This is a genomic window from Photobacterium lucens, assembly GCF_009873615.1.
Classification (GTDB): Bacteria; Pseudomonadota; Gammaproteobacteria; order Enterobacterales; family Vibrionaceae; genus Photobacterium; species Photobacterium lucens.
Genome location: NZ_SSMG01000081.1, coordinates 1 through 12534 on the forward strand (window position 1 = coordinate 1; position 12534 = coordinate 12534).

The window sequence follows — 12534 nt, forward strand, 5'->3', positions numbered from 1 at the left end:
GATATAAAAAAACCGCGCTCAACAGCGCGGTTTTTCTTTATCTGATTGGTCAATTATAAACGCTGTCGTCCTGCTAACGAGTGCGATAACGTTGTACCATCAACAAGTTCTAACTCACCACCGACAGGCACACCGTGGGCAATACGGCTTGCAGGAACACCATACTCATGGCAAAGCTCAGCAATGTAATGTGCTGTTGCTTCCCCTTCTACCGTTGGGTTAGTCGCTAGAATTAATTCACTGATCGTTTCTTGCTGTAGTCGCTCTTCTAACCGATCTAAACCGATATCTGAAGGACCAATCCCATCAAGTGGTGATAGGTGCCCCATCAACACAAAATAACGACCTGAAAACTGCCCTGTTGCTTCTACAGCAACAATATCAGCTGGGCTTTCCACCACACAGATCAAACCATTTTCCTGACGACGAGGGTTATCGCAGATTGCGCACACATCATCTTCAGTAAAAGTTCGACAATCACGACAATGACCAATTTCAGTCATTGCCTGACTTAAGGCATCAGCAAGTTGTAAACCGCCTTGGCGATTACGCTGTAGCAAACTAAAAGCCATACGCTGTGCTGACTTAGGACCAACCCCAGGTAGACAACGTAAGGCTTCCATTAAATGCTCCAGTAAATGACTGGTACGCATTAATTAGAATGGCATTTTAAAACCAGCAGGTAGGTTCATACCGCCAGTTACTGCTGCCATTTTCTCTTTTTGTGCTTCTTCGATACGACGTGCAGCATCGTTAAATGCAGCAGCGATTAGATCTTCTAGCATGTCTTTGTCGTCTTCCATTAGACTTTCATCAATATCAACACGACGTACGCTGTGGCTACCAGTGATAGTTACTTTAACAAGGCCAGCACCAGACTCACCTGTTACTTCCATGTTTGCAATTTCTTCTTGCATCTTCTGCATGCGCTCTTGCATTTGTTGCGCCTGCTTCATCATGTTACCCATGCCACCTTTACCAAACATATCTCTTCTCTCTCTATCTTGGTCTGGTTAAAAACCTTTAAATTGGTCGAACACTGTCTTCATCAAGTTGTGCTGCAAAACGCTGGCAGATAAACATCACATTCGGATCGTTATCTAAGCTTTGCTTGGCATGTAGCAACTTCTGTTGATACAGCTCTTCACGTAATTCTAACGGTGTTATTCCTTCTTCACCCAGTACGATATTCAACGCTACTGGATGTCCTAATACGGTACTTAATGCACTACTTAATTGCTCTTTGGCACGCTCACCATTTAAATGCTGTTGCGCGGCACGAAGATGTAAGGTGATCTGCTCACCTTGCTGCTCAAAAGAAGAGTTCAATGCTAGCTGTTGGATCAATTTACCCACATCTAGCTGTGTCACTAAGTTTGCCCAACTATCCTGATTTGCTGCTTCATTGACAAGTATTTTTGTCATTTCAGGTGTTTTTTCGTGCTCCAGTGCTTTCTTTAAAACGCGTGGTGCAACATCAACCTTTTTCAGCTGTTCATGTTCTGGCTTTGCCGTTGGTTTCCAACGGTATTCTTGATCTTCTGCTACCTGTTGTTGAGTAGCTACATTCGACGTCGGCATCACATGTTGAGCACTTACAGGCATCGCTTTTTGCTTGCTGGCAACGCGATCTAACACTGACGATGTGACTTTTTTAGCTGACGTCGTTGGGGCCTTTTTTACTGTTTGACCTGGCATCTCTTCTTGACCACGTTTTTGACTGCGTAGTCGATTTCTTGCTGCCAATAAGCCACTTGCAGCTGATGCACCACGAGCGGGAGCCTCAGTAGTTTGTGGCGCAGGCGTATTCATTGGTGCAGCAGGCGGCATTGAAACGTCATGGCTTGGCGCAACAGGTGGCATCTCTTGCATTGGTGGTGCTACAGGTTCACTTGGCTGCATTGGTGGAACCTGTTGTTGTACTGTTGGCTGAGCAACAGGGGCAACTTGAGGTGCTGCTTCAGTATGACTCGCTTGCATTTGTGCTTTTAGAGCTTGTACCCGAGAAACACCTTGCCCAGCAGGGGTTACGGCAGGAACTGGCGTTGTCGGCTGCGCACTAGGAACCGCAATTGCTTGAGGCTGAATACCTGTTGATGCTACAGGTCGAAATGCCAACATACGTAGTAGGACCATCTCAAGACCTGTACGACCATCCGGTGCATAGCCTAAATCCTGACGACCTTGCAGCGCAATTTGATAACACAATTGAACATCTTGTGGTGTCATCACTTGGCTTAACAAGCTTACACGTTCAGCATCAGGTAACGCTTCATCTAGGCTTGCAGGCAAGGCTTGATACATTGCAACACGGTGTAATTGACTCGCTAATTCACGTAGTAAGCTATCCCACTCAACACCTACATTGGCGAGCTGTTGTAGTGTGTCCATCGCAATATTTGCATCAGATTTCGCCACAGCTTCAAGCAAGAATAACGCTTGGTCTGTATTTAATGTACCCAGCATCGCAGCGACATTGTCAGCACCAACTTGACCATTACCTAACGCAATTGCCTGATCCGTTAAACTTAACGCATCACGCATACTGCCTTCAGCGGCACGTGCTAATAAACCCAATGCTTTTGCTTCATATTCGACTTTTTCTTCCGTCAATACTTTTGCTAATTGCTCTTGGATCTGTTGGTGATCTAAATGCTTTAAATGAAACTGTAAACAGCGAGATAGAATAGTGACTGGTAATTTCTGTGGATCCGTTGTCGCTAAAATAAACTTAACGTACTCAGGCGGCTCTTCTAATGTTTTTAGTAAGGCATTGAAACTATGACGAGATAACATGTGCACCTCATCAATAAGGTACACTTTAAAACGCCCACGTGCAGGTTTGTACTGAACGTTATCAAGCAGTTCACGGGTATCTTCTACCTTGGTACGAGAAGCTGCATCGATCTCTAATAAGTCAACAAAGCGACCTTCATCGATTTCACGACAGGTTGCACACTTACCACATGGTGTTGCTGTGATCCCTTCTTCACAGTTTAATCCTTTAGCGAAAATACGCGCGATAGTGGTCTTACCCACACCGCGAGTTCCACTAAATAAATATGCATGATGAAGGCGATTTTGCGTTAACGCATTGCCTAAGGCTGTCAACACATGTGACTGACCGACCACATCAGAAAACTGAGATGGACGCCATTTTCGGGCCAGAACCTGATAACTCATTAATAACTACCTTACTCTATCTAGACAGCGTCTTATAACACCACTCGCCTCTATTTCTTTTATTCACTTAACCAATTATTTGCAGATAAAAAATAAAGGTATTCTAAGAAAATAAACGAAATAGCAAGGCATTGCATGCAGACACTGAAATACGTGTTAATGCTAGCATATTGCGGATTTTTGAGCGAGAGAAGAGATTATTGAGCGAGTAATGATTAAGCAAATTAACAGCAAGTAAGCCAAATACTTACTCACTGCTAATTAAACTCAATTGACGTATTAGTGACCTGGGAAATCACAAATAGAAAATACGTTCAGACCAAGACCTTGTAGACGCGCTTCACCACCAATATCAGGCAAGTTAATAACAAATGCCGCATCTTCAACAGTACCGCCAAGACGACGTACTAAGTTAGTTGTCGCTTCAATCGTACCGCCTGTTGCTAGCAAATCGTCAACCAGTAGTACACGATCGCCTTCAGAAATCGCATCTTTATGAATTTCTAAGGTATCTTTACCGTATTCAAGCTCATAGCTTTCAGCAATCACTTCACGAGGTAATTTGCCTGGCTTACGTACAGGCACAAAACCGACACCTAGTGCTAACGCTAATGGCGCACCAAACAGAAAACCACGCGCTTCTGTACCAATGATTTTTGTAATACCTTGATCTTTATACTTTTCAACTAAAACATCAATGGTTGCACGGTATGCTTCAGGTTGTTCCATCAAGCTCGTCACATCACGGAATAAGATCCCTGGTTTTGGGTAATCTTGAATTGATTTAATGCTATTTGAAATCAGGTTGATTGTATCTTGGTTCATAATCGTTTCCGTGCCTTCACAATACTAATAAGTATCACATGATAGAAATACAACGCCTTTACAGTTAAGCGCAGTCATTAACTCAGACGGTGAAAACGCAATATGACCCGCCATGAGTTATTAATGCAGTTTATTGTTTTTCTTTTGCCTCAGCAACAAACGTGCTCTCGCTTGGTTTATCAATAACCATTAAGCGATTAAAAAAGAAAAGCAGAACCGCAGCCATCACAAGCAACATAACTTTATGCCACCATAGTGGAACGATCACGATAGAAAATAAAAAACTGCAAACAATCATAATATTACCACGACGTTTAACAGTAGAAGAAACTGCTCGGTGTTGATGCCAATTATTTAATATTGGTCCAAAGGTAGGATGTTGATGTAGCCAGCGATTTAACCGTGGCGATCCACGCATAAAACAAGCACTGGCTAACAATAAAAATGGTGTAGTCGGTAACAAGGGTAAAAAAATCCCTAGAACACCAAGAACCACACTAATCGCCCCCACTGAAACATATAAAGAGGAAACAATTCTGGTTTTGAAATCAACGTGCTGTCGCATTATGACGCTATTCCTTGTATTCATTGCAACCTCCATATTGAAGCAAGACACAACTTTAGTATAGCGATGATTAAGCCTTATAAATCAAAATAATGGATATGCATATCGTCAATAACATCAGATCCAACGTTTTAACCTACTAAAAGATCAAATGAGGTCAGTATCGCGGGCAACGTAGGCAAAGCTAAAACAGCCAGCAAACCAAAGAAATATTTTGCGCTATACGGGTCTTTAAATTCATGATCCATCTCTACTTCCTTATTTAAGATAATTGACAATACTTTTTACCAGATACTTGGGTTGTTAATTTTTATACAACTTTGTTGCTAAATTATTTTATCTGATAATTTTTTTGGCAAAAACCGAAAGAAAATAAGGGTATTTAGTCAGATTTACACAAAGACTTGATTCAAATCACAACCCTTATAGGTATATCGCCTAAACTAAAAAAAGACTAGAAAACTAAGCTGATATTTGGATTTTTTCGCTTATGCCTAGTTCTGTATCGATTTCCATAAATAACGACAGTGATGTTTAATTTCCCCTATTGAATCAATCATTACGGCAATGGTAGACATGAATTATCAACAATTACAGAGCCCGCTAAACACTGAGTTTTCAACCCTAGCGGAAGAATTAAAAAATAAAATTCTGCTCAATAGCCTAGTAACCGATCCAGAAAAAATTCAAAACGCTGAGCTCAATGATCTTATTGCTATGGCTAAAGCGTCATTCATTCCTGCCCTGTTTGACACTGCAATGCGCCTTGAAAAAGTTGATGCTGCAGTTTGTTCTTTCAAGCTTGGTATGTATGGATTATGTACTGATTGTGAAGAAGAGATCGAATTTAGCGATTTAGAACAAGATCCTGCACAGCCACGTTGTAAAGCCTGCCGCGAACACAGTCGTTATCACCATAATTAATTGCCAATAATATAAGCAAAGGGCAGCGAATATCGCTGCCCTTTGTTTTTTATTGAAATACCCAACGCTTAACTAAAGTCGTGCTCAGCCATCCAAATTTTAAATGTTTTTTTCTCTTCCTGTGATGCCTTGCTATACCACAGCTTTAATTGCGTTAACGCATCGCCTGTAATTTGAACTTTTCCTGTTTTATCATCAACTTCAACCACGGTTTTCTGTAAATCAACCGGGTTACCATTTTCAATGATGATGCCATTCTTTTTATTGTATTCAGCCACAAGTGCAGGAATATCACTGTAGGCACCTAAACCATCACCAATCAATTCAACCGCAGATAATGTTGTTACACCTGTCGCTGTTTCAAGTGTCCACAGAGGATCACGTGCAAAGTATGCTTTCGCTTGTGATTCAGTGGTTAAACGTGGCAAAGTGATTTCTGCATCTTGCGAAGTCATATTGACATCAAACAGATATGGACGCGTTGTATAAATGACTTTCTTTGAGCCCCGCTTTACTTCACCATCAAAGCGAACAACTACTTGATGTTTACCTTCAGATAATTCAACGCTTTCAGCATGCGAAAAACGACCTGATTTTACTTCCTTACCATCAACAACCAACAGCTCAAGATTATTCCCTACCGATAGTGTTGCCGCATTAACAGCGCCAGAAAATAATGCCGCGAACAATAAGATTTTCTTCATTATATATCCCTAATAATACGTATTAAGCCATGTCGATAATGATCACAAACCATAATCGTTATAGAAACGACTTAATTAAATAATAAAAAAGCCGCCAAAAGCGGCGGCTTCTTAACTGTTAATTCTAATATTAGAATTTAACTTCTAGACCTGCAGTGTAGTTTAGGTCGTAATCATAATCGTGGTGGTTAGCTTCTAACCAACCTAGCTCAGCGTAAACTTTAACATTACTATGTAGCTGTTGAGTTACGTTCGCGTATACGTTATCGAAATCAACTTTAGCGTGGTTCGCTGTGCGTAGATCATCAGTGATGTGGTTGTAACCTAGAGCAAACGTTGTTTTATCTAGAGTGTAAGCACCTGCTAGAGAAAGCTGTGTTGCTTTACCTTGAACATGATCAACTTCACCTTGACCATAAGAAGCAGCAAGAACTAGAGAATTAAGTGCGTATTCTGCTTCTAGGTTCCAAATTTGCTCACCAGCAGCGTAATCGATGTAGTAAACACGTGCATCAAGACCAGCTGCGCGGAAACCTAAACGACCATCAGTGATTGAATTATCTTTAGTCCCTTTAGCTGAATCATCAAACTTGTGAGAAACACCTGCGTAGAACATACCGTTGTCGTAAGTGTACTTAGCGATATTATCAAAGTTTGTCGCTGCATCTAGTGTGTTTTTGTTAGCTTGAGATAGACCAATACCCGCTTCGTAGTCCATGCCGATACCAACATCATCAAATACTAAGAATTGACGACCGAAAGTCAGTGTACCGAAGTCACCACCAAAACCAGCCCATAACTCGTAGTTCTTAACACGGCTACCGTCTGCGTCACCATCTTCGTTTTCGTACTCAAAACTAATTTTTGCTAGTGCATTTAGTTGTTGAGAGATTGCTACAGATGCATCAAATGCTAAATCACCATCATCAAGACGGATATCACCTTTAGAACCTTTATCGTAACCGTGGTGGTATTGAACTTCAGCAGCACCAGATAGGTCTACTTTAACACCGTTTGCGTCGTATAGGTTGATGCCTGCGTTTGCTGAACCAGCTGCAACTACAGCAAGAGCTAGAAGAGTTTTTTTCATGATAAATCCACTGCCTTTCTTTATCTTATTTATGGAGAACCATTCCCGGCACTCCTGTTTATATTCTCCTTGTTACACACCAGTTCTAAAAATAAAAAACTAAAATAACAAGGAGTTAGTGTTCGTGGCACACATCCTGACAGAAGTTCATTCTTTATGTCAAATTTTCTAAATTAAACATAAAAAAACATAAAACAGCATTACTTTTCAATCAGTTACAAATTTAAACCACAAATAATATACACTCTTAAATAGCATATTTTGCGTTATTTAAACTATTAAAAAGTGTAAACAAACAGAATAAAAAACTGCCAATGCATAATTAATAAAAGCAAATAAGTACATTTAACTTTAAAAAACATCTTGATCGAACGATCATTGTCAACCGACATTTATGGTATTTAATATTGCATACATGTATTCAGAATCGTGATCAGTTCCACAATAACTTTCTCATTTATGCTCGGTTATTCTCTCTAATCACCCAAGCATCTCCGTGATAATCACCTTTAAGCTAGTTTGGATTTGATGCTGGCATAATAAAAAACAGACAAATCCATCCAGATCTCTGCAATCAGCATAAGAAACTAAGTGAGCATCTTTATTGGCTATAAACTAACTAGTGAAAGTTAATGCCTTTGTGCTTTACTACTTCATGCTACAATGGCGGCTCTTGCCATTATGAAGTTTCAACCATGCTACACAGCCAAGTAAAAACCGATATCAAACAGTGTTACGAGAATCTAGGAAAACAACTAGACAACTTCATCCCTCGTCGCGCACAGAATTATTTGGTATCAGAAATTGCGAAAACATTGGCAGGGGAATACCACAAGAAAAATAGAATGCTCGTTGCAGAAGCAGGCACAGGGATTGGTAAGTCATTATCTTATTTACTTGGTGGCATCCCCTTTGCGCTGTTTAACAATAAAAAATTATTGATCTCAACGGCGACTGTTGCGCTACAAGAGCAGTTGATTAACAAAGATCTACCGCTGTTTAATCAAATTTTTCCCAAGGAATTTAGCTTTATTCTGGCGAAAGGACGTCAGCGCTATTGTTGTAACCACAAGCTTGAAGCTTGTTGTTCACCTGATGGTGATCCGCAACTTGCTATGTGGGAGGAAAAGCCGAAGAAATCCGATCTTGAGCTTCTTAAGCGCATGCTTAAAGCATCTGAGCAAAACAAGTGGGATGGCGATCGTGATAGTTGGCCAACCACAATTCCAGATCGTGTTTGGATGCAAATTATGGCGGATAAACACAGTTGCCATGCCGGCATGCCAAAGCACCGCACTTGTCCATTTGCAAAAGCTCGTGAGCATCTAGATAAGGCCGATGTGATTGTGGCTAACCACGCCTTATTAATGGCTGATATTGAACTGGGCGGTGGCGTTATTTTGCCAGAGCCAGAGCAAACTATTTATGTGATTGACGAAGCCCACCACTTACCGCAAGTGGCACGAGATTTCTCATCTGCCTCTGCAAGTTTAAAAGGCGCGGCTAACTGGTTAGAAAAACTGAATCAAAACGTCAGTAAATACGCTGAATTAGCGGATTATCAGAAAGCAAATCGCTTCCAAAACGCAATACAGGATAATATCCAGCATTTGATCCCGACTCTCAGCCAAATTGCGAACAATATTGATCCCACTATCTTCAATAAAGATGGGGTCTACCGTTTTGAACACGGTGAATTACCGCAATGGCTAGAAGAGGAAGCCAAAGGCTGTAAAGAAGCCAGTAAGAAAGTCATGCAATCATTGGGGAAAATCCAAGATTTAATTTCAGAACGGACGAAAGAAAATGAAATTATCCCTCGAATTGGTGAGCAAGCACTTACTGAAGTTGGCTTTTACTTACAACGTGTCGAAAACCTTGAAAAAGTTTGGACCTTAATGGCGCAACCGAATAGCAAAAAAGGCGCTCCATTAGCCCGTTGGATAGAAAAAAGCCCTGAGCGTGAGAATGACTATATTATTGAAGTATCACCGTTAGAAGTGGGTTATCGCCTCGATCAACTACTTTGGAGTCGTGCTGCGGGTTCAATTTTAGTTTCAGCAACATTACGCGCTTTAAATCAATTTAGCTTCTTTTGTCGCCAAGCAGGTATTTCAGAATCTGATGGCACACGCTTTTTAGCATTGGCTTCACCTTTTGATTATCAAAATAATGCACGGTTAGTTATTCCTGCTGTAAAAATGGAACCTCAAGCCGAAGCGTTCACTGACTTACTTATCGATATACTGCCAGAATACCTTGAAGGTGAAACGGCAAGTCTCGTACTATTTTCATCGTACTGGCAGATGAATAAAGTAGCAGATGCCCTACGAGCACTGGCAAAGAAAAATAAGTGGGAACTCTTGGTTCAAGGGGAAGAATCACGTAATGAAACCCTAAAAAAACATAAAGAAAACTGTAAAAAAGGTAAACCAAGCATTTTGTTTGGTACGGGCAGTTTCTCTGAAGGGCTTGATTTACCAGGCGATTTACTGACAAACCTGATCATCACTAAGATCCCGTTTGCTGTACCGACCTCACCTGTTGAAGAAGCACACGCCGAATATATTGAAAGCCGTGGAGGTAACCCCTTCTTACAAATTTCTGTTCCAGAAGCGAGTAAAAAGCTCATTCAATCAGCGGGGCGTTTACTGCGAAAAGAGCAAGACTCTGGTAGAGTAGTGATCCTTGATCGTCGAATCATCACCCGTCGATACGGTAAAGCACTGTTAGACTCACTACCCCCATTTAAACGGGTTATTGAATATAACTAAATGGATAACAAAAAGAATAACCCATGATAGAGATGATAGAGCCAAGTACCTTATTGATACTTGGCGTCGTTGCCCTAGCTGCTGGATTTATTGATGCTGTTGCCGGTGGTGGTGGCATGTTGACAGTACCCGCTTTGCTGTCACTAGGTTTACCACCGCATATTGCACTAGGTACCAATAAACTGGCTGCTAGCTTTGCCTCAGCAACGGCAGCATGGACGTATTACAAAAAGAATCTTTTTTCACCACGCTTTTGGATTGCTTCTTTTATTGCAACCCTGATAGGTGCAATCACTGGTACTTTAATCGTTAACCTGATCAGCAGTGATGGGCTCGAAAAAGCCCTACCATTGGTCATTTTTGCTGTCGCTATTTACACCATTTGGCATCCACAACCCAAAGATGAGCATCAAACATTACCAGCAGTAACACCAACGTTTAAATTAAAACAATGGCTGCAAGGTACCAGTATTGGTTTTTACGACGGTATCGCTGGCCCTGGTACAGGTGCATTTTGGACTGTTTCAAGCATGATTTTATATCGGCTTGATATGCTACGTGCATGTGGCCTGGCTAAAGCAATGAATTTCACCAGTAACATCACCTCATTACTGACTTTCATTATTTTAGGCCAAGTCAATTTTGCACTAGGGTTAACTATGGGTGTCTGCTTAATGCTAGGTGCCTACATTGGTGCCCATTCTGCGATCCGCTTTGGTGCTAAATTTATTCGCCCTGTATTTGTCACTGTCGTTTTGATCCTTGCAATCAAATTGGCTTGGCAAGCTTGGTTCTAACTTCATGCTGTAACAGGTATTTATGATTGATTTATCTCGTCTTATTTCATTAATCGAGCAATTAAAACAACAAGCAGCAGAAGTCGATCGCAAACGTGGTGAGTCCTTTAAACCTCTGTTTGATGAAACGCTTTTCAAAACAAGAAGTAAACTGCTCACTCCCTGTGTAAATGAAGTTCACAATGAGTTGCAACTTCTACAGCGAGAACAGCAAGCTGGACGCTTATTACCTGCCAGAACTCAGCATATTTGCGAACGTATTGTTAGCCAAATCCAAGCCATTCAACGTGAATTGGCGACACAAAATATTCGTAAAAATGAACCGAAGAATAAAGCAGCATGGCGTAGACCGATTAATGAAATCTACCAAGATTTGAATCAACACAAAGATTGGGAACGTCGCCTAAAAGCCATGCTACGCGATAAAGAGTTATTGATCAGTCGCTGTGGCTCTCAATTTGAGCAACAGCAATTACAAAAAGAGATTTTAGCGTTAGAGGGGCGAATTAGTCGTTGCCAAGCCGCTTTAGTGAAAATCGAAACGGAAATCAGTAACAGAGAGAAAAAAGGCTAAGTTGTATGCTTCCTCTTGTTTACCACCCGATCTATTCAGCGTTATCACTGCCAGAAAAGCATCGCTATCCTATTAATAAATATCGTTTATTGTATGAAGCAATTATCGATTCAGCACATACCAATAGAGTTAGTATTCACCAACCTAACAAAGCCGATATAAATAAACTAAAAGTATTACATGCGCCCGAATACGTTGATGCATTGTGTAACAATAAATTACCAGCAGCTAAAATGCGTCGAATTGGTTTTCCATGGAGTGAGGCTTTAATCGAGCGCACCTTATTTTCAACCGGCGGTACACAGCTCACTGTCGATTTGGCATTGGAGCACGGCATCGCTATTCATTTAAGTGGCGGCTATCACCATGCCCACCATGATTTCGGTAGTGGTTTTTGTTTATTTAACGATTTAGCTTTTGCTGCGAAACATGCCCTTAGTTACCCCCATATCGATAGGGTCATGATCATTGATTGTGATGTTCACCATGGCGATGGTACAGCGACATTACTAGCAGATGATCCCAATATCGTTACCTTCTCTGTTCATTGTGACAAAAACTTTCCAGCGAGAAAGCCTGATTCAACCATCGATCTCGCATTACCAAGAGAAACTTCAACCGAAGACTATCTCGATGCGTTTACTGGTTTACTGCCCCTCGCTTTAGCACAATATCAGCCTGATTTGGTGATTTATGATGCAGGTGTTGATATCCACCAGCACGATGAGTTGGGGTATTTTAACGTTTCAACACAAGGGCTTTACCAAAGAGATCATACAGTGCTTTCTTTATGTAAAGAGAGAAATATTCCTGTGGCTGCCGTCATTGGCGGAGGTTACAGAGCGCAGCACCAAGATTTAGTTGATCTTCACATGCAGCTTATTCATGCAGCACTGTCTACACATAATCAATAAGATGAGAAACCAAATGTCTGACAACCCAACCCCCAATGCACTTGAAAATGCACCAGCAGAAGTTAAATTAGCTGTTGATTTAATTTATCTACTAGAAAGTAATGACATTGAACCTAAAACTGCCATTGCGGCATTAGAGATTGTACGTAAGGACTACGAAAGAAAACTTACTATCACTGGCTAA

13 protein-coding genes are annotated in these 12534 nt (G+C 41.1%); 6 read left to right on the plus strand and 7 right to left on the minus strand.

Going from position 1 to position 12534, the window contains the following annotated elements:
* Positions 1-53: 53 nt before the first annotated feature.
* The 5 genes from recR to E5A76_RS04110 all read right to left on the minus strand — a co-directional run bounded on the left by recR (position 54) and on the right by E5A76_RS04110 (position 4573).
* Positions 54-653, minus strand: a complete 600-nt coding sequence (gene recR, locus E5A76_RS04090; RefSeq protein ID WP_023933036.1) for a recombination mediator RecR — start codon at positions 651-653, stop codon at positions 54-56.
* Between the two features lie 3 nt (positions 654-656).
* Positions 657-986, minus strand: coding sequence for a YbaB/EbfC family nucleoid-associated protein (locus tag E5A76_RS04095; protein WP_045065978.1), 330 nt, complete (start codon positions 984-986; stop codon positions 657-659).
* Between the two features lie 37 nt (positions 987-1023).
* Positions 1024-3183, minus strand: coding sequence for a DNA polymerase III subunit gamma/tau (gene dnaX / locus E5A76_RS04100; RefSeq protein ID WP_161118181.1), 2160 nt, complete (start codon positions 3181-3183; stop codon positions 1024-1026).
* A gap of 279 nt (positions 3184-3462) precedes the next feature.
* The gene (apt, locus tag E5A76_RS04105; protein WP_008986515.1) at positions 3463-4008 is read right to left on the minus strand and encodes an adenine phosphoribosyltransferase; all 546 of its coding nucleotides are present in this window, start codon (positions 4006-4008) and stop codon (positions 3463-3465) included.
* A gap of 130 nt (positions 4009-4138) precedes the next feature.
* Complete coding sequence (locus tag E5A76_RS04110; protein WP_161118184.1) at positions 4139-4573, minus strand: YbaN family protein; 435 nt, start codon at positions 4571-4573, stop codon at positions 4139-4141.
* 576 nt (positions 4574-5149) lie between these two features.
* Between E5A76_RS04110 and E5A76_RS04115 the strand changes: the two genes are divergently transcribed.
* Positions 5150-5497, plus strand: coding sequence for a conjugal transfer protein TraR (locus E5A76_RS04115; RefSeq protein WP_053988482.1), 348 nt, complete (start codon positions 5150-5152; stop codon positions 5495-5497).
* Positions 5498-5565: 68 nt separating this feature from the next.
* Here the strand turns inward: E5A76_RS04115 and E5A76_RS04120 are convergent, their stop codons facing one another.
* Together E5A76_RS04120 and E5A76_RS04125 are read right to left on the minus strand one after the other, a co-directional pair.
* Entirely contained in the window at positions 5566-6201 is a 636-nt protein-coding gene (locus tag E5A76_RS04120; protein ID WP_161118182.1) for a YccT family protein, read from the minus strand.
* Between the two features lie 130 nt (positions 6202-6331).
* Entirely contained in the window at positions 6332-7291 is a 960-nt protein-coding gene (locus E5A76_RS04125; RefSeq protein WP_053988484.1) for a porin, read from the minus strand.
* 695 nt (positions 7292-7986) lie between these two features.
* Here E5A76_RS04125 and dinG point away from each other — a divergent pair.
* From dinG to rsmS, 5 genes are read left to right on the plus strand one after another with little or no spacing between them, the layout of a single operon-like run.
* Positions 7987-10065, plus strand: a complete 2079-nt coding sequence (dinG, locus tag E5A76_RS04130; protein WP_161118185.1) for an ATP-dependent DNA helicase DinG — start codon at positions 7987-7989, stop codon at positions 10063-10065.
* 23 nt (positions 10066-10088) lie between these two features.
* A complete protein-coding gene (locus E5A76_RS04135; protein ID WP_053988486.1) occupies positions 10089-10862 on the plus strand; it encodes a TSUP family transporter in 774 nt (257 codons plus the stop codon).
* A gap of 22 nt (positions 10863-10884) precedes the next feature.
* Complete coding sequence (gene priC / locus E5A76_RS04140; protein WP_107164931.1) at positions 10885-11436, plus strand: primosomal replication protein PriC; 552 nt, start codon at positions 10885-10887, stop codon at positions 11434-11436.
* Positions 11437-11441: 5 nt separating this feature from the next.
* A complete protein-coding gene (locus tag E5A76_RS04145; RefSeq protein WP_161118183.1) occupies positions 11442-12350 on the plus strand; it encodes a histone deacetylase family protein in 909 nt (302 codons plus the stop codon).
* A gap of 13 nt (positions 12351-12363) precedes the next feature.
* Complete coding sequence (rsmS, locus tag E5A76_RS04150; protein WP_107164929.1) at positions 12364-12534, plus strand: pleiotropic regulatory protein RsmS; 171 nt, start codon at positions 12364-12366, stop codon at positions 12532-12534.